The 26,965-nt window shown below is 44.6% G+C and carries 23 protein-coding genes and 2 tRNA genes; 12 read left to right on the top strand and 13 right to left on the bottom strand.

What is annotated here, in order from left to right; genetic code table 11:
• The first annotated feature begins 3 nt into the window (after window positions 1-3).
• The 4 genes from RTS09_RS00130 to RTS09_RS00145 all read left to right on the top strand — a co-directional run bounded on the left by RTS09_RS00130 (window position 4) and on the right by RTS09_RS00145 (window position 1,412).
• Window positions 4-453, top strand: a complete 450-nt coding sequence (locus RTS09_RS00130; protein WP_050324512.1) for an acyl-CoA thioesterase — start codon at window positions 4-6, stop codon at window positions 451-453.
• A gap of 8 nt (window positions 454-461) precedes the next feature.
• Complete coding sequence (locus RTS09_RS00135) at window positions 462-1,136, top strand: DUF2059 domain-containing protein (protein WP_312533072.1); 675 nt, start codon at window positions 462-464, stop codon at window positions 1,134-1,136.
• Window positions 1,137-1,223: 87 nt separating this feature from the next.
• A tRNA-Val gene (locus RTS09_RS00140) sits at window positions 1,224-1,299 on the top strand.
• A gap of 36 nt (window positions 1,300-1,335) precedes the next feature.
• Window positions 1,336-1,412: transfer RNA gene (locus tag RTS09_RS00145), tRNA-Asp, on the top strand.
• Between the two features lie 377 nt (window positions 1,413-1,789).
• Here RTS09_RS00145 and RTS09_RS00150 read toward each other — a convergent pair.
• The 7 genes from RTS09_RS00150 to cydD form a co-directional block, all read right to left on the bottom strand.
• Window positions 1,790-2,494: a potassium channel family protein gene (locus tag RTS09_RS00150; RefSeq protein WP_312533075.1), complete on the bottom strand. Its 705-nt coding sequence runs from the start codon at window positions 2,492-2,494 to the stop codon at window positions 1,790-1,792.
• 23 nt (window positions 2,495-2,517) lie between these two features.
• The gene (locus RTS09_RS00155) at window positions 2,518-4,299 is read right to left on the bottom strand and encodes a TrkH family potassium uptake protein (RefSeq protein WP_312533079.1); all 1,782 of its coding nucleotides are present in this window, start codon (window positions 4,297-4,299) and stop codon (window positions 2,518-2,520) included.
• 152 nt (window positions 4,300-4,451) lie between these two features.
• Window positions 4,452-6,329: a sensor histidine kinase gene (locus tag RTS09_RS00160; RefSeq protein WP_312533081.1), complete on the bottom strand. Its 1,878-nt coding sequence runs from the start codon at window positions 6,327-6,329 to the stop codon at window positions 4,452-4,454.
• A 68-nt stretch (window positions 6,330-6,397) separates the two neighbouring features.
• Window positions 6,398-7,066 carry a response regulator gene (locus tag RTS09_RS00165; protein WP_312533084.1) on the bottom strand — a complete coding sequence of 223 codons (669 nt, stop codon included), beginning with the start codon at window positions 7,064-7,066 and terminating at the stop codon, window positions 6,398-6,400.
• A 111-nt stretch (window positions 7,067-7,177) separates the two neighbouring features.
• Window positions 7,178-8,104 carry a PepSY domain-containing protein gene (locus tag RTS09_RS00170; RefSeq protein ID WP_312533087.1) on the bottom strand — a complete coding sequence of 309 codons (927 nt, stop codon included), beginning with the start codon at window positions 8,102-8,104 and terminating at the stop codon, window positions 7,178-7,180.
• A gap of 223 nt (window positions 8,105-8,327) precedes the next feature.
• Window positions 8,328-10,115 carry an amino acid ABC transporter ATP-binding/permease protein gene (locus tag RTS09_RS00175; protein WP_312533089.1) on the bottom strand — a complete coding sequence of 596 codons (1,788 nt, stop codon included), beginning with the start codon at window positions 10,113-10,115 and terminating at the stop codon, window positions 8,328-8,330.
• A gap of 4 nt (window positions 10,116-10,119) precedes the next feature.
• Window positions 10,120-11,817, bottom strand: a complete 1,698-nt coding sequence (gene cydD, locus RTS09_RS00180) for a thiol reductant ABC exporter subunit CydD (protein ID WP_312533091.1) — start codon at window positions 11,815-11,817, stop codon at window positions 10,120-10,122.
• A gap of 456 nt (window positions 11,818-12,273) precedes the next feature.
• On the opposite strand from cydD, the gene RTS09_RS00185 reads away from it, so the two are divergent.
• The 6 genes from RTS09_RS00185 to RTS09_RS00210 all read left to right on the top strand — a co-directional run bounded on the left by RTS09_RS00185 (window position 12,274) and on the right by RTS09_RS00210 (window position 18,518).
• Window positions 12,274-13,902 (top strand): cytochrome ubiquinol oxidase subunit I, encoded by a 1,629-nt coding sequence (locus RTS09_RS00185; protein ID WP_312533093.1) that lies wholly within the window; start codon window positions 12,274-12,276, stop codon window positions 13,900-13,902.
• On the top strand, window positions 13,895-15,031 hold the full coding sequence (cydB, locus tag RTS09_RS00190) for a cytochrome d ubiquinol oxidase subunit II (RefSeq protein ID WP_312533887.1): 1,137 nt from the start codon (window positions 13,895-13,897) through the stop codon (window positions 15,029-15,031). The genes RTS09_RS00185 and cydB overlap by 8 nt, the downstream gene beginning before the upstream one ends.
• A gap of 32 nt (window positions 15,032-15,063) precedes the next feature.
• A complete protein-coding gene (gene cydX, locus RTS09_RS10530; protein ID WP_409418357.1) occupies window positions 15,064-15,276 on the top strand; it encodes a cytochrome bd-I oxidase subunit CydX in 213 nt (70 codons plus the stop codon).
• Window positions 15,277-15,546: 270 nt separating this feature from the next.
• Window positions 15,547-16,833: an ammonium transporter gene (locus RTS09_RS00200; protein WP_409418363.1), complete on the top strand. Its 1,287-nt coding sequence runs from the start codon at window positions 15,547-15,549 to the stop codon at window positions 16,831-16,833.
• A gap of 107 nt (window positions 16,834-16,940) precedes the next feature.
• On the top strand, window positions 16,941-17,693 hold the full coding sequence (locus RTS09_RS00205; RefSeq protein WP_312533098.1) for a hypothetical protein: 753 nt from the start codon (window positions 16,941-16,943) through the stop codon (window positions 17,691-17,693).
• 252 nt (window positions 17,694-17,945) lie between these two features.
• Complete coding sequence (locus RTS09_RS00210) at window positions 17,946-18,518, top strand: BLUF domain-containing protein (RefSeq protein WP_159676097.1); 573 nt, start codon at window positions 17,946-17,948, stop codon at window positions 18,516-18,518.
• Between the two features lie 154 nt (window positions 18,519-18,672).
• On the opposite strand, the gene RTS09_RS00215 is transcribed toward RTS09_RS00210, so the two are convergent.
• Both RTS09_RS00215 and RTS09_RS00220 read right to left on the bottom strand, forming a co-directional pair.
• A complete protein-coding gene (locus tag RTS09_RS00215) occupies window positions 18,673-19,248 on the bottom strand; it encodes a BLUF domain-containing protein (protein WP_312533101.1) in 576 nt (191 codons plus the stop codon).
• 159 nt (window positions 19,249-19,407) lie between these two features.
• Window positions 19,408-19,854, bottom strand: a complete 447-nt coding sequence (locus RTS09_RS00220) for a BLUF domain-containing protein (protein WP_312533104.1) — start codon at window positions 19,852-19,854, stop codon at window positions 19,408-19,410.
• A gap of 190 nt (window positions 19,855-20,044) precedes the next feature.
• Here RTS09_RS00220 and RTS09_RS00225 point away from each other — a divergent pair, with 190 nt between their 5' ends.
• Together RTS09_RS00225 and RTS09_RS00230 are read left to right on the top strand one after the other, a co-directional pair.
• Window positions 20,045-20,989, top strand: coding sequence for an alpha/beta hydrolase (locus RTS09_RS00225; RefSeq protein ID WP_312533106.1), 945 nt, complete (start codon window positions 20,045-20,047; stop codon window positions 20,987-20,989).
• Between the two features lie 325 nt (window positions 20,990-21,314).
• Window positions 21,315-22,769 carry an NAD-dependent succinate-semialdehyde dehydrogenase gene (locus tag RTS09_RS00230; RefSeq protein WP_312533111.1) on the top strand — a complete coding sequence of 485 codons (1,455 nt, stop codon included), beginning with the start codon at window positions 21,315-21,317 and terminating at the stop codon, window positions 22,767-22,769.
• Window positions 22,770-22,873: 104 nt separating this feature from the next.
• Here the strand turns inward: RTS09_RS00230 and pncB are convergent, their stop codons facing one another.
• From pncB to RTS09_RS00250, 4 genes are all read right to left on the bottom strand, one after another.
• Entirely contained in the window at window positions 22,874-24,067 is a 1,194-nt protein-coding gene (gene pncB, locus RTS09_RS00235; RefSeq protein WP_312533114.1) for a nicotinate phosphoribosyltransferase, read from the bottom strand.
• Window positions 24,068-24,158: 91 nt separating this feature from the next.
• Entirely contained in the window at window positions 24,159-24,665 is a 507-nt protein-coding gene (locus RTS09_RS00240) for a flavin reductase (protein WP_007116291.1), read from the bottom strand.
• 20 nt (window positions 24,666-24,685) lie between these two features.
• A complete protein-coding gene (locus RTS09_RS00245; RefSeq protein WP_312533116.1) occupies window positions 24,686-25,741 on the bottom strand; it encodes a methionine synthase in 1,056 nt (351 codons plus the stop codon).
• Between the two features lie 62 nt (window positions 25,742-25,803).
• The gene (locus RTS09_RS00250) at window positions 25,804-26,781 is read right to left on the bottom strand and encodes a DUF1852 domain-containing protein (protein ID WP_312533118.1); all 978 of its coding nucleotides are present in this window, start codon (window positions 26,779-26,781) and stop codon (window positions 25,804-25,806) included.
• Window positions 26,782-26,965 lie beyond the last annotated feature (184 nt).

Genomic DNA, 26,965 nt, shown 5'->3' on the forward strand with positions numbered 1-26,965 from the left:
ACCATGTCTGTGCTGATGACGCCTGATTTGGCAAATTTCACCGGCAATGTGCATGGCGGTGATTTATTAAAGATGCTTGACCAAGTGGCCTATGCCTGTGCCAGTCGCTATAGCGGTAGCTACGTGGTGACGCTATCGGTGGATCAAGTGATTTTTCGTGAGCCGATTCATGTAGGGGAGTTAGTCACCTTTTTGGCAAGCGTCAATTATGTGGGCAAAACTTCGATGGAAGTGGGTATTCGAGTGCAGGCTGAAAATATCCAAAACCGTACGATACGCCATACCAACAGTTGTTACTTTACCATGGTAGCGGTGGATAAATATGGCAAGCCCACCCGTGTGCCACCCCTTGAAATCAAAGATAGCCCACAAGAATGCCGCCAAAAAGCCGCGCAGATGCGTAAAGCATTACGTTTTCAAAGTAACAACATTCCCCAATGTGATATCAAATAGGCAAAAGAATGCGTCATCAATATCCCGCTAAAAAAACCAACACACCGTTAATTCTATCAGGCTCATTAAATGCTAAAAAATTAGCCTTGCTAGCCTTGTTGACATCGACTGGTATTACGACGTTGGTTCATCCTGCTTACGCCGAATTAATCATTCAAAACAATCCAGTTAGTGCTCAAACACCAGTTACGACTATCAATGAATTGCAAACCCAGCCCACGGATGCATCGCTTGACAAGCTTGTCAAGGTGCTACATATCGATAAAATGATTGATGAAATGATTGCCCAACGCCAGCAAGCGGCCAGTATGATGAAAGGGCTACCCCAAGAATTGCCTACGGATGAAAACGCGGGTATTTTTAGCCGTCATGCGCAGAAACAGCTTAAAAATATCTTTGTTAAATATAGCACCGTCTTGGGACAACAATTAGACCAACCTATTTCTAAACAGCAACTGCAACAAGCTTATCAAGCGATTGCCAAAAAAACCTATACCCAAGCTGAAGTCGATGCCCTCAACCAATTTTATGAGACCCCAATGGGACAACGCATTTTGAGTAAACAATCGCAAGTTTCCAGTGAGTTTGTGCAGGTGATGATGCCGACCTTGATAGGTGACACAACCCAATTAGAAAAAGCGATGCCAAGCTTGCAAAAAGATATCGAAAAAATCTTTAAATAACTAGTTGACAATCCATGACAAGTCTATATAATACGCGTCACTTCGATGATATTGAAGCAACTTGATTGGCTAATAGATTGCCTGTCAGGGTCGTTAGCTCAGTTGGTAGAGCGTCTGCCTTACACGCAGAATGTCGGCGGTTCGAATCCGTCACGACCCACCAATTTGACAAGTTTGGGTCATCGTCATCAGCTACCGTGCAGTGGTAGTTCAGTTGGTTAGAATACCGGCCTGTCACGCCGGGGGTCGCGGGTTCGAGTCCCGTCCGCTGCGCCACTTTTTCTTTGATAAAAAGATAAGTGTTAAAAAACAAAATTTTTTAAGTTTTATGCCTCAAATCTCCCCTGATTTGAGGTTTTTTTTGGCTTAAATTTTATACCAAGTTATTGATTTTAAAAAAATATATTATTTTATACATTTTTCTCTTCATATTATTTTGAAAATTGATTTTGATTGTTAAGTTGAAAAGAGATCTATTTTTAATATTTAAGTAAAACTAACGTGACCAAATGCTTGTGACCAAAACGTGACCATTTTGTGACCAAAAATTTTGGCTGACGGCTTTCGACCTTGCAAGCCGTTGTTAAAACACAAGAAACCTAGCGAAAATCAAAAAATTAGCCACAACGACTAAATGCTTTGATGGGCTATTGTTATGAATTCTGGGAGGCGTGCATATGCTTGAACAGCCGTCTTAAGTCATGGGTTTCCCCAAATAATACTAAAACCGTATCAGGCTCAATGACAAAATCTGGATGCACAATGCCATCAATTTTGGATTTAGTTTGATTTCGACCAAATCCAAATTGGTTTTGGTGAAATGAAATGGTGGTTAACAGCATCACATTAAATTGATTGATTAAATCAAGTGCGTGAACTGTTTTACCGTAAAATGTAGGCGGTGTCTGTATTTGAACGATACTATAATCGTTATCGAGCTCAAACGAATCAATTAAGCCATTTAGCGACAGTTTTTTTGCCCAGTGCGTTGCTGCCTCGTTTTCGGGCTGGATGATATCATCAACCCCCAATGCTTGTAGCACTTTTTCATGCAGTGGGTTAATCGCTCGGCTAATGATGTATTTGGCATTAAGATTTTTGAATAGGGCAGTGACCATCACGTTTTGCCCTTGGTCTTCGCCAATGGTAATGAGCACCACATCTGTTTGGGCAATGGGTAACCCCGAGACGGCGTTTTCACTGGTAGAATCGATACAAATCGTGTGTGAAATGGATTCTTTGTAGCGCTCAACTTTATCCATATCGATATCAATACCAATGACCTCATGTCCTTGACTGGTGAGTTTGGTGGCGAGTGATGAGCCAAAATTGCCTAGACCGACGATGATGTATTTCATATCTATACCTTATCAATTTATCTTTAGGTGATAATAATCTCTTCGCTAGGATAGCGATAGCTTTGATGCCTTGGGCGATTTAATAACGCAATTAAGATGGTCAACGCCCCAACCCGTCCACAAAACATCAGCCCAATCAGGACAGATTTGCTAAACGCACTTAAATGCGGGGTGATACCTAAGCTTAACCCTGTGGTGGTGTAAGCAGAAACACTTTCAAATAACACTTCTGTCATACTCATATTGGGCTCTGCCCAGCGTATTAACGTACAACCAAACGCAATGATAATTACTGATAAACATATAATCGCAAATGCCCGCTTCACTGAGATATCCGCAATTTCACGACGAAATACTTCGATACGAGAATAGCCGCGTGCCAGTGACACAATATTGAGCACAGCGACCGCAAAGGTCGTGGTTTTGATACCACCGCCTGTAGAGTTTGGGGATGCCCCGACCCACATCAATGCAATGGTAAGCATCACGGTCGGTGGCGCTAGCTGTGCCATGTCTACCACGTTAATTCCTGATGAGCGCGGTGAAGCTGCCACAAAAAAACCTGTCACAAGTTTGCCAATGACACTGGTATGCTCAGTTAAAGTACCTTGCCACTCAAATACAAGCACACTGACAAAGGCAAGCACTAGCAAGGACAGGGTCGTCACTAGACTAATGCGACTATTGATACTCAGTAGCCACGGCTTGGCACCATATCGTGAGCGGTTAGGAAACAATAATCGCATCACTTGATGGCGCAAATATTCCACGACATTGGCAACTATCGCAAACCCCAACCCCCCAAACAAAAACGTCACCGCCACAACCATTTGTAACGGATAATTAAAGCGCAGTTGTAACTCATATAAGCTATCACTCATCGTTGAAAAACCTGCATTACAAAATGCAGAGATAGCATGAAACACCGAAAAAAAGATGCGACGATGGATACTCATAGGGACATCAAGCATACTGAGATAAATCGCTATGGCTGCCACGGACTCCACCGCAAAGGTGACCGCAAAAATTACTTTGAGCGTCTTTAGCACATCACTCATACGATTGGCTGAGGTCACATGCCCAATCTGTAGCTGTGTCTGATAACTGATACGCCCTCGAAAAAAATAGCTAAAATAGGTAGCAAAAGTTAAAATCCCTAAGCCGCCCAATTGAAACAAACACATGATAATGATTTGACCCAATGGCGTAAAAAAAGCGCCTGTATCTTTTACCGCCAGACCTGTAATACACACCGCACTCGTGGCAGTAAATAAAGCATCGACAAACGCAATATGACCATACGTGGCATTTGGCATCATCAGCAAAAACGTGCCGAGCAAAATAAGCAATAAAAAACTTAAAATAAACAACTGGGCAGGGTGCGCAACGACTATCTTAAAGCTAAATTCCATCACCAATAACTGACGAATAAAAGAAACCAACAACGCAATTTTTATCAGCGATTTTTCAAACAAGAATTTGTATAAAAAAGAGCTGTTATCGGCAAAAAAATGTGTCACCAATAGCGCAATAACTAATAAAGCAATGGACAAATCAAACGTTAGCACAAGCTTTGAGCGTATACCTTTTTGCACATATTGACTCAATAATTCAATAAAATTAAGCCCAAGCACTATCAAATAAAACGTCGAAGCCACGCCATGCAACCAAACTTTAAAAACAAACCCTGTCTCAATAATCGCAAGCAATACAGCGAATAAACCGCTATAAAATACCAGTTTATTAAACACACCCGATGGCTTGTCATGCATTGAGTCCAGCGCATTTTTTTTATTTTTTTTCAATATAAAATCAAACATCGTAAAGTTGACTTCCGTTTTACCCAAGCATAGTTGTTGTACTTTATACCGCAATTATACGTTTGAGAAAACTAGATTGAACAATCATTTAAAAAAGTAGCGATGATTTGACAAAATTACGTTATTTTTGAGGCAGGCTAAAACACCAAGGTTACCGTTAAGCCTTGGGTGGTGGTAGTGGTTTGGGCGTCATTCTCAACCACTTGCGTAGGACTCAGATAAATATCGATATTGGCTTGTTGGCAGATTTGATAAACAATTGATAAACCCAAGCCGGTACCGCCAATCACCGTCAAACCTGAATGGGCGCTTGTGTCTTTGGTGGGAAAAGATTTTTTGGCAGTATCGCTATGGGTTTGTGTGCTACTTGTTTGTCCTTGTCCGTGTGCTAGGGATGCGCTCGACGCATTTTGATTGACGCGGTAAAAGGGTTGAAAGACGTCTTGATAATGGGCTGCATCAATGCCAATGCCCGTATCGGCAACTTGGACGATGAGTCGTTTTGCGCGGTGATTGGGTTTGTTGCTAGCGTTGTTCACCAACACAGGGGTCGGGGTCAATGGGTTAGCGAAGTTGGCATGGGTGGCATAGGTGTCTTGGGTGGCATAAGTGGAATCGGTGCTGCTTGACGTCTGCGTTAAATCTTCGATAGTCATTTGGTCAATGACAACAGCGATATTGCCTGTGGCTTGGGTGTATAAAATGGCATTTTGCAGTAGGTTTTTGAGCAGGATAAACAAGGCAGTTTCATCTAGACTGACCTGCGTCGCTGACGTACCCAGCGCGTTGAGATGGTTATCAACCGACAGGGTTTGGTCTTTACTATCGGCAATCGGCAATAGCAGTTTGATGGCTTCTCGTAGCACGGCGATTAAATCGGTGGGCGTGTTGGTGCGCTCGGTCAGCTGTGATTGCTGGGCGTCCATACGGGCAAGGGTGAGTAGCTGTTCCACCAAATGTTGATTGTGCTTCACTCTGACAGCGAGTTTATGAATGTTTTGTTTGAATTTGGCTTGCCTTGCAGGATCGCTATACATCGCCGCATCTTGACTGTATTTTTGCAGTTGTTGTACTTGCAGTGAGATGGCGGTCAGTGGCGAGCGTAGCTCATGTGCTGCATCCGCGATAAAGCGATTTTGGTTTTGGATATGCGTGTCAACCCGTTGTAACAATGCATTGATTTCAATGACCAAAGGCATGAGCTCGCTGGGCAGAATTGAGCGATGTTGGCTGTCAGTGGGTAGCTCGATCAAGCTGAGATCTTGACCGTGACGTTTTGCCATTTGCCGAGCTAATATCTGAATCGGACGCAATACGCGCTTTAATACCCAAGGCAATAGTGCAAGCAGCAACAGAGTGGTTAGTAAAATTGGAATAATGGATTGCCAAGCCGATTTTAACGCAATTTTTTTCTGCCATTCGACAGGTTGACGCACAAAAATCACCCGCCTTGGGGTGTCTTTACGAAAGACTTTCCAGATTTCACCATCAAGGGTTAATTCACTAAAACCGATAGGGGTATTAATCAATTGCGGGTGAGCCATTGGCTCAATAAAATTGGTGTCAATTTTGCCAAAACGGGCAGGGAAGATATCCACTTGCACACCGTCTTTAACGCCTTGATACTGTAGTACGCTGCTTTCATCATTGGGCGAGAAAACAGTGGTCGGCGTGCTACTGCTAGGGGCAGAAGCTATCATAGCTGGTATGGGCGGTCTAGGCGGTGGTAAGCCATGCGCTGCAAGACCATTGTTTGGGTTTGATAGTCGCCTATTGGGATTTAGTTCATGCGGGGGTGGTCGCACCGTTGAGCGCGAGCTAACCAGCTCAGCAAGATAGCTAAGATTGGTTTCTTGTGAGGTGTTAAACTCTTGATAGGTATAGCAAAATACCGCAATCTGTACCAAAATGCCAATCGATAGTAACGTGCCAAGTATCCAAACCAACAATTGTTTTTGTAGTGATTTTTGCAACGATTTTTGCAAGGGTAGGGCGGTTTTTGTAGGGTTAGTCATGGTCATTTTCGCGGCTATTTGGCGGTCATTGTCTGGATATTTTTGAGCCTTTTTTCTATCGCTTTTTGTCAGTCTTGGGATTCGGCGCTGATATACCAGCCTAAACCACGGATATTTTTAATCCGTTTTTGACCAATTTTTTTGCGCAGTCCATAGATTAAAAATTCAATGGCATTGCTCTCTATCCCAGCTTCCCAATTGTAGATAGAATTTTCCAATTCACTTTTTGAAAACACTTTATCGGGTGCGGTCATAAAAGTGGTGAGCAGCATGTATTCTTTGGCGGTAATATCGATTTCTATGCCGTCACGTTTGAGGCGTTTGGCATTGATATCAAGGGTTAAGTCGCCGACTTGTAGGGTGTTTTGGCTATTGCCCTGCGAGCGGCGCACCAACACACGCATACGAGCGAGTAATTCACTCATCGCAAACGGCTTAGTCATATAGTCGTCTGCCCCAGCATCCAGTCCTTTCACGCGGTCTTTGATTTGGTCTCGGGCGGTCAGCACCAGTACAGGCGTGTCGATTTTGGCACTGCGAAGCGTCTCTAACACGCTCATGCCGTCAATTTCTGGCAAGCCCAAATCCAGCAAAATCATGTCATACGCTTCGACTTTGAGGGTCAAAATCGCTTCTCGCCCATCTTTTGCCCAGTCTACTGCATAGGCTTCTTCTTCTAGACTATCAATCAGACTGTCGGCAATGAAGACGTCATCTTCGACGAGTAATACTCTCATTGGGTTACCTTTATACACGAATACTGTTAAACAAATAGACTATAACACAAAAAACCGCCATTCTAAGAATGACGGTGTTGCTCATAAGCAAGGTTGCCATTTGTCGCTCAATTATGGCTGAGTAGGCGCACGACGGTTGAGGTCGTTAAGTGATTTGACATCGCTCACAGCACCTGTTTGGGCATCAACTTTGACATGGTAGATTTCTTGACCTTTTACCACCTCAATTTGATAGCTTGGGGTTCTTGGTGGTTGATTTTGGGCAGGGTTTGGTGCAGGCGGCATGCCTGTATTGCCCATTTGTGGGTCTCTGTTAGGGCGGCGTTGACCGTCACGAGGACCATGACCACCCATTTTACCCCCTTTATCCCCACCTAAATGGGCGCCAATGGCTTCACCACCCACTTGGCTTGCTGCCAATTGCATGGCGCGCTCTAGGCTGATATTGGTGGCAGGCGGCGCAGGCGGTTGATTGTTGTTGGGGTTGCCCATGTTATTGGGGCTATTAGGGTTATTGGGGTTGCCAATGTTATTGGTGTTATTGGGTTGTGGCGGACGCGCTGGGCGTGATGGCCGTGATGGCCATGATGGCATAGTTGCTTGGGTCACTTGACCATTAGACGCATTGACGATATAGAGTTGTGGTTGACCATTCGCACTAAGGGTCATGACCCGGTAGCCGACAATGTTGTCATCGGCGTTGTTGCCGCTACGGGCAGGATTTGGGTTGGGTCGGTTGCTATTGTCATGATATTGTACACCAACAATGCGTGTGTTCGCGGCTTGTTTTTGTACCAAGGCGACTGCTTGAGAGGCACTGATGCTGGCATTGGCGGCTGCTTGCGCGTTGGCTTGCATAGCTTGTAAGTGTTGCTCAAAGTTCTTGGCATTGGCTGGATGGCGCTTTTGCATTTTTTGCGCTTGTGGTGCTGCTGAGGTGCTCGCACAGGCGGTGAGTGTCGCACCTGTAACGACACTAAGCAGAGCTACACTAAGCCCAGTGGCTAAAAATGAGGGGTTAAATTTTGCTAAGTTCATAGGTTTTCCTGCGGTTGTTAATATAGTTGTTGATAACCCTTGATTGGATAGTACTATCATACAAAAATTAAGACAGCAGAAACTTAGCGATAACGCAGAATCGAGCTAGGTAGGTTATAGCAATCGGATTAAAAAAATTTGCTTTAGATAAGCGCCTGCAGCAATGTTCAAAAATGTTTTTATCAATTTTTTTGCCTGTCAAATTAATTTTTCCCTAGACAGGTTAAATTAAAACATCAGGCTCAGGTAATTGCACGATATTAATTGGATGGTCAGTTTGCCAAAGATGGTGGGTGACAATGATTAAAATGCCTTGCTGCTGATGTTTTACCAGCATTTGCCACAGTGCTTCACGGCTTTTTTTATCAAGTCCCGCAAACGGTTCATCAAGCAGCAAGATTTTTTTTGGGCTAAGTAATAGCCGTGCCAAGGCAATACGTCTGGCTTGACCACCGGAAATGGCTTGCCCGTATTCCCCTAGCGGGGTCTGTAATTGTAGCGGCTGACTGCGCGCCCAGTCTTTGAGTCCAACCTTACCCAGCACTTGCCAAAGCTGTTCATCACTGGCATAGGTGTTGCCCAATCTTAAATTGGTCGCCAAGGTCTGGTCAAAAATATCAATCTGCTGCCCCAGATAACCTGTGAGCGCGGGCGTATTTTGTAAGGCTAGCCAATCCATCCCATTGAGCTCGATGCTGCCTTGTTGCGGTGCTAGTTCATGGGCTAGCACTTGTAACAGTGTTGATTTGCCCGCGCCCGAGCGCCCAGTAATCAATACAGGGATGCCTTGGGTGGCAGTCAAGCTGATAGCTTTGAAACCGACAATCGCCTGCGGCATTTTGGCAGCTAGCTGATTGATGGTGAGTGTGAGTGGCGCATTTAGGCGCGCAACATCAATGGGTAAAGGGGTTAAATCATGGTTTAAATAATGGCTAGGTTGTAGCGAAGGATTGAGTAATTCATTGAGTTGGTGTTTTGCTGCCAAACTATTGCCAAGGGCTAGCGAATGGGTGACTAACGGCGCTAGCAAGTCAGTCATGCCCATGATACCGAGGAATAACGCAAGCAACATCGGCACACTGATGACAAGGGGCGTGTGATAAAAACCCACTAGCAAGCCGACCAAAACCGCTGCAATCAGCCACTGCATGATCAGCATGACCAATGACTGGGCGCGCTGGATGCGCTTTTGCTGATGCGTATGTTGAGTGTCGAGGCTGTTAAAAGCAGTCAATTCGGATTGCCAGCGCTGCCAAATCAATAAATGGGTAAGCGCCGATAGCGGATTGAGCAAACTGACACGCCTAGACTCTGCCAATGCCTGATGAGCGCGGGCGTGCTTGATACTGCGCCATGTCAGCAAGGCAGGTAGCATCAAACCTGCGATTAAAAATATGGCAATCAGCATGGGGTTAACATCATATTGATAAAGTAAAATGGCTACTAGCAAACTAGCAGTTGTCGCGACTAGCCAAGGTGATACCACGCGCAGTGGCAACTCATTGAGCACCTCAATATCATGGGTTAAACGGTGCATGGCATGGGTAGATTGTAGGGTACTTGATAAGTTTGCCAGTGGCAGCCGTGCAAACTGGTTAAAAAACCGCACTCGCAGCCGCTGCAACAAACCAAACACCGCATGGTGGGATACCATCATTTCACCATAGCGTCCTGCGGTACGTACCATCGCCATCACACGGATAATCGCTGCCGGTACCAGATAATTAAAACTGTGTGAGCCCAGCGCCACCATCCCCGCCATTGCTGCCGCAGAAATAAACCACCCTGACGTCATCAATAGCCCAATCACCGATAACGCAGTCATTATCCCTAACAAGGCAGCAATGAGCCATTTATCTAGCTGCGTGCTAAACAGCTGGGATAAACGGAAGGTTTGATGACTGTTTGCTCTTTTTTGCCGGTGAGTTTTGACAAGGCTATTTTGATTAATAAGCCTATTTTCACTAGCAAGTTTATTTTCACTATTGTTTTCACTATTAGGGGCTGTCATACCGTTACACCTTCGCCAAAGTAGATGCAATATCAAGGCTTATTTGCCGATCCAGCCAAGGCAGGCTTGTGGCATCGTGCGTCACCCATAGCACGGTTTTACCCCTAGTCACTTGTTGTAATAGCGCATTAATCTCGGCTGCGGTATCACTATCTAAATGCTCAGTGGGTTCATCGAGTAGCCAAAGCTGCGCGTCTTGTAATAGTAACTGGGCTATTGCCAGTCGTCGCTGCTGTCCACCGGACAACCCGCTACCACGTTCACCCAACTGAGTATCTAGCTGATTTGGCAGTGCCTTTATCAAAGGTTTTAAGCCCACTTGCGCAAGAATTTGCCATAGTTTGTCATTACTGGCGGTTGGGTTTGGCAGGCGCAAATTATCGGCGATACTCATCGGCAGTAGCATGGTTTGCTGTGACAAATAGGCGATTTGGTGGCGAAATTGCGTGGAATTGATGGTGTTAAAATTTTGGTTGTCAATAAAAATATCGCCTTGGTAGGCACAAAAACCCAAAAAAATTTGCAATAGCGTGGATTTGCCGCTGCCACTTTGACCGACAATCGCTAACCTTTCCCCTGCGGCAATAGCGAAACTTAACGGCGCGAGCCGTGTGCGCTGCTGATGATTGACCCAAATATTATCTGCGTCAATGGCAGGGGGCGCAGTTAATATAAAGGGGTTAGCTTTTGTTTTTTCCGCTGACGCAAACGCTAACAACGGTGATAATTCAGCAATCGCACCTTCCGCTTGCGCTTTAACATGATAATCCGCGCCCAACTGACGTAGCGGGGCATAAAATTCAGGTGCCAACAGCAGTAAAAATAGCGCCGACTGGTAAGGCACAGGTACCGTGTTTTTTTGCCAAGGTAAAATACCGATTAAACCAAAACCCAAATACACGGCAAGTAGCGCAATCGACAGCGCGGCTAACAGTTCTAGCGCGGCGGTGTTTAAAAACGCAATTTTGAGCACCGACATGGTGCGCATACGGTAGGCTTCGGCTGAAGCATCGATATCTTGACTGGCGTGCCCAACAGCATCCAGCCGTTGCAGTGTCGCTGTACCACGTAACCAATCCAAAAATCGCCCGCTTAGCTGTGCCATCGCGGCAAATTGTTGCCGACTTTTACGGGCGGTGGCATGACCAATTAATACCATAAATACAGGGACTAGCGGTGCAGTTAGTAGTAAAATCAGCGTCGCTATCCAGCTTTGGGTCGCAGCGGCGACTAATAGCATGATAGGCGTGGTCACCACAATCAGTCGCTGCAGATAAAAACGGCTGACATAGCCCGTTAAGGCGTCACATTGCTCAATCACCATACTGGCAAGCCCGCCATCACTGCCATACTGGTCGCGCGCCGCACCTACTTGTGCCAGTTTTTCAACTAGCGTTTTTCGTAGGATGCTGGCTACTTGTAGTCCCGCGTCTAACGCCAGCTGGTCTTTGCAAAAATGCAGTAAAGGACGTAGCAACAGACATCCCATCAGCCACGGCAGATAATCAAAAAATACGTCAGTGGCAGGGCGGTGATGGGTAATTTGTGTTAACCAATCTGCAAAGATGACCGCAATCAGCCAAGACTGCACAATCAATACCAGCGTGGACACAACTGACAGTCCCCATGCCATATAAATCGGTCGCTTTGCCATAGCGGCATAGTGACGAAGGGTTTGGTTGACAGCAGAAGTTTCAGACATGGTTGGTTAACAGTAACGATAAAATCAATGGACATATCATAGCGTATCAAGCACGGGTTAGGTACGACAAATCATGCTCATCAAGGCAATGAGACAAAAAAGTGTAAACACCGTGCCCACCAATGAGGGTTGATAATACCTTGATAAAGGCATATAAAAAGCCATATAAAAGACAATTAAATAAGTAAAGCGATGAACGAGCCCACTTTAAAATACTACCCTCAAGAGACCCATAAACTATTACTCATTCAACTATCACCATCTTTGACATGGTATGAGAAGATGGTAGCAGCAACGGAATACTAATCATAGTATTTTGTAGTCGGGTGCGACATTATGCCGCATGACAAATAATTTATAGATTTATATAATGTTTGTAAATAAAAAATTACCCTTTTTTAAACCACGCATGAGGGTAATTGACATCTGAATTGGTTGTCAAACCAAGGAGTCAACATGATAACAGAACATCTCGTCGATATCTCCCGTCTGCAATTTGCAGTCACGGCGTTATATCATTTTTTATTTGTACCACTCACACTGGGCATGGTGTGGCTGCTGGTCATCATGGAATCCATATACGTGATGACAGGCAAAGAAGTGTGGAAGGACATGACGCGTTTTTGGGGCAAACTATTTGGCATCAACTTTGCCTTGGGTGTCACCACCGGTATCACCATGGAATTCCAGTTTGGTACCAACTGGGCATATTACTCGCAATATGTGGGCGATATTTTTGGGGCGCCGCTTGCCATTGAAGGCTTGATGGCGTTTTTTTTAGAATCGACCATGGTCGGACTGTTTTTCTTTGGTTGGGATAGACTGTCGCGCGGACAGCATTTGCTGGTGACTATGTTGATGGCGCTGGGTACTAATCTATCCGCATTGTGGATTTTGATTGCCAATGGGTGGATGCAAAATCCGGTTGGCGCAGAGTTTAGTTACCAGACTATGCGCATGGAAATGACCGATTTTGCCGCAGTATTATTTAACCCTGAGGCGCAGAACAAATTCGTACATACCGTCTCTGCCGGGTATACGGTGGGGGCGACCTTTGTGCTTGCCATCTCAGCGTGGTATCTGCTCAAAAAACGCGATGTCGAATTTGCCAAACGCAGCTTTCAAGTCGCGGCGGCATTTGGTTTTGCGTCGATTTGTAGCACTATTGTGCTGGGTGATGAGTCGGGTTATTCCATCGGCTTGGCACAGCAAACCAAAATGGCAGCGATAGAGGCGATGTGGGAAACCGAGCCTGCGCCTGCCAGTTTTAATTTGATTGCCGATATCAACCAAGCCGAGCAAAAAAATAACTGGGCAGTGCAAATTCCGTATGTGATGGGCTTGATTGGGACGCGCTCACTAGATACCCCGATTTTGGGTATCCATGACATCAAAATCATCAATGAAAAACGTATCATCAATGGTCAAAAAGCGGTGTTGCTACTGGATCAATTACGCAGTGCACCCCCAGGTTCAACCCCAAATCCTGTGACAGTGGCAGAATTTGAAAAGGTAAAAAAAGACTTGGGCTTTGGGTTATTGCTCAAACGCTATTCGCCAGATGTTAGCCAAGCCACGCCGGCAATGATTAAACAGGCCACCGATGCCACCATTCCACCTATTGTCCCGATGTTTTGGTCATTTCGTGCCATGGTGGGTTTGGGCTTTTTATTGTTGGCATTGTTTACGATTAGTCTTTGGTCAAGTGTCAAAGGTAACTTTATCCAAAAACCTTGGCTGTTACGTTGGGCATTATTGATGCTGCCTGCGCCTTGGCTTGCTGCGGAATTTGGTTGGTTTGTTGCCGAGTATGGGCGTCAACCTTGGACGATTTATGGCATGTTACCAACGTATTTTTCAACCTCCAATATTAGCGTGGCGAATGTGTATGCCTCGCTGGCGGGATTTGTTGGTTTTTATACGGTGCTGCTGATGATTGAAATGTACTTGATGATAAAATATGCCCGTAAAGGACCTGCGAGTCTAGGTACGGGCAAATACTACGGCGAAGATACTCACAAGGTTCACGTGAGTCCTTCATTAAATTTGCCCCATGATACAGCCGAGGTGAATCATGTTGTTTGATTATGAAACACTCAAAATTATTTGGTGGTTATTGGTCGGTGCGCTGCTCATTGGGTTTGCTATCATGGATGGGCATGATATGGGCGTGTGTTCGTTACTGCCTTTTGTCGGCAAAGATGATGAAGAGCGCCGGGTGATTATCAATACCATTGGTCCGCACTGGGAGGGTAACCAAGTATGGTTTATCACGGCAGGTGGCGCGATTTTTGCGGCATGGCCGATGGTGTACGCCACTGCCTTTAGCGGTTTTTATTGGGCGTTGATGGCAGTATTGTGGGCGTTATTTTTCCGCCCTGTGGGGTTTAAATATCGCAGTATGATACACAATCCAACTTGGCGAAAAGCGTGGGACTGGGGGTTGTTTGTCGGTTCATTTATCCCGGCTGTGGTGTTTGGCGTGGCATTTGGTAATTTGTTTTTAGGCGTGCCCTTTAGTTTTAACAACCATTTGGTATCGACTTACACAGGCTCATTTTGGGCATTACTTAATCCATTTGCCCTACTGTGTGGCTTGATTAGTGCGTCTATGTTGATTATGCAAGGTGGGGCGTATTTGGCGCATCGCACCCTTGATGAGGTACAACATCGTACCCTTAACTACGCTGCTATCAGTAGTCTGGTGATGGCGGTGTTGTTTGTGCTAGCAGGGGTATGGATACAATCGATTGACGGCTATCATATCACCAGCCACATTGACCCCCAAGCCTTGCCAAATGTGCTCAATAAAGAGGTGACGCGTCAAGCGGGCGCATGGATGGCAAATTATCATCAATATCCGCTGGCATGGGCATTCCCTGCACTTGGTGTCATCATGCCGATTGTCACGGCAATATTGTTAAAAGCGCGTAAAACCTTAACCGCATTTATCGCCTCCAGTATTGCTGTGCTTAGTGTGATTATGACCGCAGGGGTGGCGCTGTTTCCGTTTGTCATGCCATCCTCTAGCGACCCACGTTCAAGCTTGACGGTTTGGGACAGTGTATCGAGTCATCTCACCTTGATGATTATGTTGTTTGTCGTGGTGGTGTTATTACCGATGATTGTAGGCTACACCAGCTGGGCATATAGCGTGATGCGCGGTAAAGTGACCAAGGCTTATGTTCGAGAGCAAGAGCATTCACTTTACTGACCCAAATCAAGGCAACTCAATAGGAGAACACAATGTGGTATTTTGCGTGGATATTAGGATTGGGGTTTGCGGTATTATTGGCGATTTTAAACGCGCTGTGGCTTGAAAATGCCGATGCGCGTAATAAAGCCTTTAATCCAAAAGCGCAGGACGATAATCCCACCAATGATGGTACGGTGACAGGAGGCAATCCCACTGAAGATATCCATAAAACAGGTAACACTTCAGATAACGAGTCCTTATAGCCATCAACCTCAACCATTAGCGCTTTAAGTCATCACGGCTTAAAGCGCTTTTTTATGCGTTGTCAAAACCCGCTATTTTTTAATCATTTTCTTATTTGGTACACAATTTGCATTCCTTGTCTTGGCAAAACTGATTAATACTTGAGCGATAGTTTTTTATCGAGGGCATAAGAGCATAAGGGCAAAAGCTTCATGAGAAAATTAAACAATACGGTTCAACGGCATACCAGTAAACGGTTTAATAAAGCCTATAAATGGCTATTATCCGTGATGGTTTTTTATCAACATTCCTCGGTGTACGCTGCGACGCCCACCAATGAGCAGCTATATGACTACCAAAATGTGATGTGGGTAGTTATTGGTGGTTTGCTGGTGTTCTTTATGCAGGCGGGCTTTGCGCTCATTGAAGCAGGCTCAGTGCGTAGTAAAAATACCGTGAATGTGTTGATGAAAAACTACACCGACATGGCGATTGGCGGGTTAATTTTTTATATCTTGGGCTACGGTTTGATGGCAGGCAACAACCCCACAGGTTACGTGGGCCAAAGCGAGTTTTTACCAGAACAGCTTAGCAATATGCAATGGGCACATTTGTTTTTTCAGATGATGTTTGCTTCCACCGCCGCCACCATTGCCAGTGGTGCGATGGCGGAGCGTATTAAATTTTCAGGGTATCTGATTGGTACGTTGATGACTTGCGGACTGATTTATCCAGTCGTAGCCAGTTGGGCATGGGGCGGCTATTATGGCGGTCAAGGCTGGCTCACCGAGCTTGGATTTATTGATTTTGCCGGCTCTTCAGTGGTGCACTCTGTTGGTGGGTGGCTAGCGCTAGCGGGTATTATCGTCCTTGGACCGCGTATTGGTCGCTTTGCCCCTGATGGCACGCCGCGTTTGATTGCCGGTCATAATCTCACGCTTGTCACATTGGGCGGCTTTATCCTATGGTTAGCGTGGTTTGGATTTAATGCAGGTTCTACACTGACCAGCTCAGGCAATTTGGGCAAAATCATGCTAAATACCCACCTAGCAGGGGTGAGTGCGGTGACGGCTTATCTGCTGATTTCAGGGGTGATGCGTAAAGCGATTTTATTGAGTGATACGGTCAATATCAGCCTTGCAGGGTTGGTCGCCATTACCGCAGGCTGTGCGACCATGTCGCCTGTGTTTGCGATTGTTACCGGTGTGGGTGCATGTTTGGCGTATTTGGCGGTGAAGCGGTTGTTGGATAATGTTCAAATGGATGATGCGGTGTATGCCGTTGCCGTGCATGTGGGCGGCGGTGTGTGGGGTACGCTGGCTGCAGGGCTGTTTTATGAAGGTGATTTATTCAGCACCCATCGTATCATCGTACAGCTGATGGGCATCGGGGCAATGTTTGTCTGGTCGTTTGGACTGGGTATGGTGGTGTATTTTGTGATAGAAAAAACCATCGGTCTTCGCGTACTTGCACAGCATGAGCAACGCGGGCTTGACTTTACCGAACATGCTGAAGGGGCTTACCCTGAATTCCAAGATAGCTTATTTAGTCAGCAAACGCTAGCTGAGCGGCACTAGTTTTAAATTTTTGCGGTGCCTGTATGCTCTGTCGTCACAGGTACCCGACTCACCACAGTCATTTGCGTCAATTGTAATTTTATTAACTTTAAATATTTGGCACCGTCATGAACAAAGAAGCTACTATCAAATCTGCGTTAACACCGTTTTTAAAAGATGCTGATATCCGTAAAGCCATGGACATCTTTCATAAAGATTATGCCGATATTACGCCTTACCAAATCCAGCGTTTTGTCCATGAAATTACGCGAGACAACGCAACCAAAGAATATCGCTCAAATATCCGTCGAAGTCTAATGAAAGCGCTGAGTGATTATCAAATGGGTGCAGTCAACCCCCAACCGATGACCCATGATATCCCTGATTTGGGGCAAAATAGCCCAGTAACTCACCCATCATCCAGTCAAGTAGCTATCTCTAACCAAAAACCTGACCCAATATCTAAACCAATATCTAGCCAAATAGCCGCCTTTGAGTTACTGATTGATAGTTTTATGGCGCAATTTTCACCATTATTGGGCAGCCAAATTTTAGACAGTGTCAAGCAGATGATTCATCAGCATCATAATTCATCAAAATCCCGTGGTTTTGGGCTATTAGCTCGCAGGGCAGAAACAAATCAGGCTTTAACATTAACCATGATTCACTTTTTTGATCAGTTTTTTGGTGGCGATAAACAAAGTGCGTTGACAATGTCCTTGACCCATGCGGATACAGCAGGATTTAGAACTATCTTATCGTTATTTTATCAGCAAGCGTGTCAATGGGCGGGACCTACTGATGCAGATATTGCCTTGGCGCAGGCAAACAAGATTACCAAAGCCAAGTTTGACGTATCTTTGGTTGAAAAATTTATGTAGAATGCCATTGATATAAAATACTACGGATTGACAGTATCATAGTACAATTTTTATGCAGACCTAAAGATGCTGAATGGCAAGTTCCCAGTTCATTTTATTTCCAGGTCCATTTTAGAGAGTTTAGCACTGCGCTTGATACTGTATTGTAGCTTAATTTTATGAGACCAATTCTAGGTGTCATAAGATTAAGTTTTTTTTAACCGATGAAAATTTATTGCAACTGGCTTCCCTCACAAATTTTCGGAAAATGTCATGAATCATCAAATTCAGTATTATGTCTACGCCAGTAAAATAAATTTGACCCAAATTTTTGACCATAATTTATTCACTGATATTCGCGAGCAAGCCCAGTCCAACAATCAACACCATCATATTACGGGGTTTTTATTGTTTAAGGATGGTAAATTTTTGCAGTATATTGAAGGTCAAAAAGCGCTCTGTGACCAATTATTTAACACGATAAAGCAAGACCGACGACATAAAGAGATAGTGGTGTTAGACCAGGGACAGCTAGAAAAACGCTATTATCAGCAATGGCTGATGAATTGTTATAACATGGACGAAAAAACCCAAACCCTTGAACTGCTTAATCTTCCAGATATGGTGTACGACTTTGATATTTATCATTGGAGCCAAGCTCATGTACATGAAGTGATGTCACTAATGGCAAAAAACCATTTGCTTGGCATGACCCCTCAAACAGGAAGTTTTTTCTCGGTGGTTTATCGCCGCTTTATGGGGCAGAATAAAAAATATTTAATCATTCAACTGCTGATACTAGGTATGTTTCTCATCAGTTTATTGTTCTTAAAAAGCAACCATTAAAATTAACCATTGATTACCGCGATAGGGTACAAACCAACAGTGACGATTACCAAATACCCAATAAAAACGGCGAAAAAATTGAGTTTAAAAAGCGCATCGTTACCTTGCGCAACGTCTGATGGTTAGCCTTTTTTACTATCAGATTGGCAAAAATTTACAGCTCAATTAACAACATAAATATCACCAACCATGGCACCGTGATGATCGTGAGTATGAAAAAAAGGTGTTTTTTGACATGGTGTTTGATGATGGCGCCGATGTAGCTTTCCGCTTTGACTTGGTAGGGCGCAATATCAGCATCATCGCGCTCATAGAATAGGGCCATATCATTGAGTAATTGCTCGACCTGTTCGGTCTGCCATTGGTAGGTTTCAAACTTTGCTAACAGCTCGCTAATCACTGGGGTTGTATGGGATATGCCCGGTGTCACACATAGCATATCGCATTGCTTAAAGCGTTTAGCAGGGGTGGTACCTTGATGGATAAGATGAATTTTATGGTGGCGTTTATCATGGGTGATAGCGAGGTACAAATTCGCTATATACATTTCACTACCTTCCATAAAATGCAGAAAGCGACCATCTTTAAATAGGATAAAACCCATGATGCCGGTTTTTTGGTTATTATCTCTGGCGCTTTGATAAATCTGGGTAAATGTGCTGGGCTTTAAAGCGGCTGACCAAGTAAGCGAACTGGTATAAGTCAGGTAATAAGTAGGGGGAGACATCATCGTAGAACTCCTCAGCCATACTCTTTATATGTTACTTTGAGTGTAGCATAATAATTTTTAATGTTATTATTAATTTAGCATCTTTTATTAAAACTAAAGTATAACCCTTAATTCATACAAAAATAAATTAAAGTTTATAAATCTTTTTAGGGTAAAAATTTAATTATTTTTATGATGCTGTGTTTGCATATCTGTGATTAGCTCATTCACCTCCGGTGACTGCCAATCGGTGGGGTTAAACGCTTGAAATAGTCGGCTAATGGATAAATTATTCACATCCTTATCAATGTCAATACAGTACATATCCCATTTTTTGAACCGCGGCTGTTCCCGATGACCCTCGGTAATTATTTTTAAATTTTTATGGCGATAATCTTTAAGTAAATCTTGGTACAGGTGAGTGACCAATGCCTTATCCCCTTCCAAATATTGAAAAAATTGCCCATGTTTGAATAGCAAAAATCCCGTGATGTGTTGGGTATGATTGTTTTGCCTAGAAATCTGCTCGATAGTTTTGAAAGTAAAAGGATTAATCGCGCCCAGTAAGGTGATTTTACTGGTGTAAGTTAAATAATAAATAGCATCACACATAACGATATCCAACATAAGGTTACCGCTGTTACCAATTCACTACAGCAGGCATTTGATTAACGCTTATAAGCGATTATACTTAACAAAAAGCCATTCTGTTACATAAATATTTAATCATTTCAAATTTAACGTCCTGACTTAAAAACTTACTTATTTAAAAAAGCAAAAACCTTAAAAAAGAGAAACCTTTAAAAAAGAGAAACCTATGTCAAATTCATCGACCCACGCTACAAAACACCCGCCATCCGCCACCCTGCGCTCAAATAAATACAAACTTGGGGCTGCTGCGGTTATAGCCCTTGTGGGGTTAAGTTTGACAGGCTGTCAGGCCATGGCGACAAAAAACGCACCAATCGCCGCAAAAGCTGATAGCACTAGCACTGTGTCAAATGGTATTAAAACCATCAAAAACATTGCCTATGGCACAGATACTCGCCAACAACTCGATATTTATACGCCTGCAGACGGTCAGCGTCACCCTGTGTTAATATTTGTATACGGGGGCAGCTGGCAACATGGCAAACGTCAAACCTATGGCTTTGTCGGTAAGCAGTTTGCCAAGTCAGGCTACACCATAGTGGTGGTTGATTATCGCTTAGCCCCTGCAAACGTATTCCCAGATTATGTGCTTGATACAGCCAGCGCCATGGGGTGGGTGTATCGCAATATCGCTCAATATGGCGGCAATCCTAATCAACTGTTTGTCATGGGACATTCGGCAGGGGCGTTTAATGTGGTATCTGCGGTGGATGATAACCGTTTTTGGAAAACCACCGGCATTCCCAACAAGGCAATATTAGGTGTGATTGGGCTAGCAGGGCCGTATGATTATGATTTTCGTACCGGTACTACTAAAGTTGCCTTTCCAGCTGATAGCACCCGCCAGCAAGTGATGCCTGTGTATCATATCCGCCAAGATGTACCCCCGCATTTGTTGGTCACAGGTAGTAAAGACACGCTTGTCTACCCACAAAATGCTGATAGCCTACAAAAAGCGCTGACCCAAGCAGGCGGCAACGTGGAACGGGTACAAGTCCCTGCCACTCATGCAGGCGTCGTCGTTGGACTGGCAAGACCGTTACAGTCTTTTTATCCCACCTTTAACAAGGTCAATGATTTTATGCAGCGGCATTTGCCAACAGCGCAGTGAGAAAGATTTCCAAGAAAAAATTTAAAGCTAGCAAATTTTAGCGACTAACGCAATCTCATGCATACCACTGCCAAGCCAGTAGCCTCAAATGCGATGAGAAAATCACAACCGAGTTGAGGTAACCGACTTGGTTTGCATTTTTATCCAATTATTTATGCCATTTGCTATCTAATCTTTGCTGAAATTTTTACTTCATAGACAGCTGCTGCAACATAATGACCCTATTGCAGGTAGCTGCTATCAGCTTATAATAAACGGCATTGACCTGCTTATCATAAAAAAGTTCTCAATATCCTCATAACAACATAACGAACAGGAATTCCTGATGCTACCACTCAAAGACCCAACCTTACTCAAAACCCAATCACTTATTAGCAACCAATGGACAGACGCCACGACAGGCGACACCATTGATGTCACCAATCCATTTGACAACCAAGTGATTGCCACTATACCGAGTCTAGAAAAATCCCAAGTCATCGACGCCGTTGCCATCGCCCACAAAGCGCAAATAGACTGGGCACAAAAAACCGCCAACGAGCGCGCAGCTATTTTAAACAACTGGGCGGATTTAATCGACCAAAATAAAGAAGATTTGGCAATAATCATGACAGCCGAGCAAGGCAAGCCAATGACCGAATCGCGCGGTGAAATCAGCTATGCCAATAGCTTTATTCGCTGGTTTGCCGAAGAAGGCAAGCGCATCTATGGCGACATCATCCCTAGCACCAACAAAGACCTACGCTACGTGGTGTTAAAACAACCGATTGGCGTATGCGCGGCGATTACCCCGTGGAATTTCCCCGCCGCCATGATTACACGTAAAGTGGCACCGGCATTAGCTGCTGGCTGTAGCATAATTGTCAAACCTGCCACTGAAACACCCTTGACCGCATTAGCACTGGGCGAACTTGCCATACGTGCAGGCTTACCTGCAGGCTTGCTACAAATCGTCACCGGCAAGTCATCCGTCATTGGCGAAGTGCTCACCCAAGATGAACGTATCCACAAATTGTCATTCACTGGCTCTACCGAAGTTGGTCGCGTGCTGATGTCACAATGCGCGTCCACGGTCAAAAAACTCTCGATGGAGCTTGGCGGCAATGCGCCCTTTATCGTCTTTGATGATGCCGACTTAGAGAAAGCAGCAACCGGTCTTATTGCTTCCAAATACCGTAACGCGGGGCAAACCTGTGTCTGTGCAAACCGCGTGTATGTGCAATCAAGTATTAAAGACAAATTTTTAGCCATCTTCAAACAAAAAGTAGAAGCCTTAAAAGTTGGTAACGGTATGACAGAGGGCGTGAATATCGGTCCGCTCATCAACCAAGATGCAATGGACAAAGTCGAGCAGTTACTTGAAGATGCGGTCAACAAAGGCGCGACCGTGGTCACCGGTGGAAAGAAACACAGCGCGTCAGATTTAAGTTTTGAGCCAACCATTATCACGGGTATCACCGATGACATGGACATCGCTAGCCAAGAGATTTTTGGTCCCGTCGCCCCGGTATTTATTTTTGATACCGATGACGAAGTGATTGCCCATGCCAACAATACGATTTATGGACTAGCGGCGTATTTTTATACCCAAAGCGTTGCGCGTTCGTGGAAAGTGTGTGAAGGACTCGAATATGGTATGGTTGCGCAAAACACAGGACTGTTATCAACTGAAGTTGCACCATTCGGCGGTGTGAAGCAATCCGGTTTCGGTCGTGAAGGCTCAAAATATGGGATTGAAGATTATGTGACTACCAAATATTGGTGTATTGATGTGCAATAATAGTTCAATCGTCCAAATTCATGGCATACATTGCCATGATTGGGCGTGAGATTGAACGCGCAGATTTAGTTTATTGGTTTTTTGCAATGAGCGCTTTAGAATTTTTACTCAGCGATATCAAATACTTGGCGCAGGTATGCCAAAAAGGTATCGTTGTCGGTCATGGTTTTGCCCGGGCTGTCGGATATTTTAGCCACCGATTGCCCGTTACATTCAACCAGTTTAAGGACGATGTTGAGCGGTGTTTGCCCCATATCATTGGTCAGGTGAGTCCCGATACCAAACCCAAGTTGAAAACGGTCGTTAAAATGCAAATACAGTGCCCACGCCTTCTGCAACGTCAACCCATCGCTAAAATTTAACATTTTGGTTTTTGGGTTGATTTTAAGTTGCTGGTAGTGCGCGTAGGCTTTTTCGCCCCATGCATACGGGTCGCCACTGTCATGACGCAGCCCATCAAATAGCTTAGCAAAATACAAGTCAAAATCGCGTAAAAAGGCATCCATTCCGACCACGTCTGTCAATGCAATACCTAAGTCACCTCGATATTCTTGAACCCAAGTTTCGAGTGCTGCTTTTTGAAAATTACGCAAGCGCACATCGAGCGCCTGAAAGGCTTGTAAAAACTCATGCGCCATTGTGCCAATTGGGGTGATACCGAACTGTTTGGCAAAATACACATTGCTCGTACCGCGAAATATTTCCGGCACAGCCATCAACCGCTCAATCACCTGTTCTTGCCAAGCAACACTATAACGTCGACGCGTACCAAAATCTGATAGAAAAAACGGAACGTCATAAGCCGCCATTTGGCGACGATAGTCTTGTAACAGTATGATTTTATCGTTTAGCCGTTGTTCACCGACTTGCCAAGCCGATTGCTGGTCAAGGTGACTAAAATACAGTTCATTAACAATCGCCAACACAAAGATTTCAAACATCATTGCCTGAATCATCGGGCCTTCAATGCGAATGTCTAACCGACCTTCAGCATCAAGGGTCGCTTTGATAAAACGACGTTTGAGTTGAAATAATTCAAGATAATCAACAAAATCACTTTTGATAAAGCGCAGACCACGAAGGTATTGCAGCTCATCGGCTGTAAAACGTAGTTCACAAAGCGCATCGAGCTCGCTATTGACTTCATCGAGTAGCGTTGAAAGAGGATAGGCGGTGTCTTCAAGGTTGCGACAGCGAAACGCATATACGCTATGCGTCTGTGGAAACTTGTGTAGTACCACTTGTAGCATGGTAAATTTGTATAAATCCGTGTCCAACAAAGACTTAATAATCGCCATTACCCATCCTAAATTCTGTAACTATTGATAAGAGTGACTACTTTAGCATTAATTCGCTTGGATTGTACAAAATCTGACTCGGTGCTTGGCATTATGGTTGGTTGGGCGTTTCGACTTTAATTTTATTGACGGCATGGTATTCACGATTAAAATACACCAAGCCTGTCTGGTCTTTGCCTTGTTGTATGGCTTCGATACGACAAATAAAAATCCCGTGTGTGCCGACTTCCTGGATTTGCTCGATTTGGCAATCAAAGCTCGCCAAGGCATTGTCCAAAATCGGTGATTGGGTCATCAAGGTATGCCATGTGCCATGCTCAAAGCGCGCTTGCGCTTCGAGTTTTGATGCAAAAACCGCAGATAATGGTGCATGATGATCGGCAAGCACATTCACCGCCAATACCTTGTTTTGCACGAAATATTCATACGAGCGTGAGGCGGTATTCATGCATACGAGCAAGGTCGGTGGGGTATCGGTTACACTGCACACCGCCGATGCAGTAAAGCCATGACGACCCGCAGGGCCATCAGTAGTGACCACATTGACCGCAGCCGATAACATCGACATGGCATTTCTAAAATCAGTAACGTCAACCATTATTTTTTCCAAAGTACTTTTTAAATTATGAGGTCGTCCAATTGATGCGTGGCTAAATAGTCATTTCGGACAAGCTTGGCGCCTTGTGCTAAGGCAAACAGTTTGCCTTGTGCCACATGACGGGGGAGCGGTGCCATCCCGCAATTGGTACAAGGGTACAAATTTTTGGCATCCACAAACTGCAAGGCTTTATGCAGCGTTGCTGCCACTTCCTCAGGCGTTTCTATCTGATGCGTCGCCACATCAATCGCGCCCACCATCACTTTTTTGCCACGAATCAATTCAATAAGTTCCATCGGTACGCGCGAATTTTGACATTCTAGCGACACCATATCAATCGCCGATTGCTGTAGTTTGGGGAAGATGGCTTCATATTGTCGCCATTCACTGCCCAAGGTTTGTTTCCAATCGGTATTGGCTTTGATACCATAACCATAACAGATATGGACGGCAGTGTCACATTTCAACCCTTCGATAGCACGTTCGAGTGCCGCAATACCCCAATCATTAACTTCATCAAAAAATACATTAAAGGCAGGCTCATCAAATTGAATAATATCAACCCCTGCCGCCTCCAGTTCTTTGGCTTCTTGGTTGAGTAGGGTGGCAAATTCCCAAGCCAGCTTTTCGCGGCTGCCGTAGTATTGGTCACTTAAGGTATCAATCATGGTCATGGGTCCAGGTAGCGCCCATTTGATAGGTTTGTCTGTGTGCTGACGTAAAAACTTGGCGTCCTCAGCAAATACCGATTGCGGGCGCGACACCGTACCCACCACAGTCGGCACACTCGCTTCATAGCGATTGCGAATTTTTACCGTAGCGCGATTGGCAAAATCAACCCCATCTAGATGCTCAATAAAGGTGGTGACAAAATGTTGGCGGGTTTGTTCGCCATCACTCACAATATCAACGCCTGCCGCTAGTTGCTGCTGCAATGATACCAATAACGCGTCTTGTTTGCCTTGGACAAGCGCGCTGTCTGTTAGCTTCCAAGGTGACCAAAGTTGTTCAGGTTCAGCAAGCCAGCTTGGTTTAGGCAGGCTACCTGCCGTTGATGTTGGAAAAAGTGTCGTCATTGTTTTCTCTTTAATTGTTGGGTGTCAGCAAAAACTGCTTAAGCGACTTATTAAGCTACTTATTAAGCGACTTGGGAATTTAACCAGTTTTGTAATAAGGTTCGGTAGGGTTTGATAAAGTGGGTTTCTGTGTATTGACCTTGTTGAATCGCTAGCTGGCTGCGCTCTTCACGGTCATACTCGATTTTGGTCAGTGAATAATCCTCATGATTTAAACTGGGCTGATAACTTTGACCTGCCACGGTATTGGCGTTATAAATCTCAGGACGATAGATTTTTTGGAACGTTTCCATCGTGCTAATTGTGCTGATAAGCTCAAGGTTGGTGTAGTCATTGAGCAAATCACCTTTAAAATAAAACGCAAAAGGCGCCACTGATTTTGGCGGCATAAAATAACGCACCGATAACCCCATTTTGCTAAAGTACTCATCTGTCAGCGAATACGCGTCTTGTACATATTCAGTGCCCAAAATCGGATGACAATTGGCGGTTCGGGTGTAGGTCTTAGTGGTCGATACACTCAGACAAATCACCGGGGGTTTGTTAAATTGCTCACGATAGGCAGGCGAGTTCAACACATACTCAAACAACTTACCATGCAAATCCCCAAACCGCTCGGGCACGCTAAACGATGGCTGGTTTTTGTTATGCGCCAACAGCCATACACTAAAGTCATAATCGCGCACATAGGAAGAAAAACTGTTACCCACAATGCCATCGATTCGCTGCTGGGTCTGGGTGTCAAAGATAACGGTTTTTAAAATCTCAATAGCCGGGAAGCTGTCTTTCGTACCCGCTATCTCAAGATTGGCAGATACAATCTCAAGCTCGACCTGATAGCGGTCGCCAGTCCCATTGTCCCAATGTGCCAAATCATTAAATCGACGGTTAATCATTTGCAGGGTATTGCGTAAGTTTTGCTCGCGGTGTTCACCCCGTGCTAGATTGGCGAAGTTGGTAGTCAGCCTAGTATCTTTGGCAGGTTGGTAGTTTTCATCAAATGCAATGGTTTTGATATGACAATTAATCGGTAAAGTCATGTCTATAATCTCCGTAACAGTCGCGCAAAAAATTTTCTTTTAGCACCCTACGACCAATAAAAATCGTCACTGCTAAAAGTACAAAGACAGTTATACGCTAAAATGAAGATGAATAAAAACGAATTAAAATTTAAAAATGATGAATTTTATTCATTTTATGTTTTTCCTTGAATAAAAAATGGCT

Source organism: Moraxella sp. CTOTU47618 (assembly GCF_032017425.1).
Classification (GTDB): domain Bacteria; phylum Pseudomonadota; class Gammaproteobacteria; order Pseudomonadales; family Moraxellaceae; genus Faucicola; species Faucicola tetraodonis.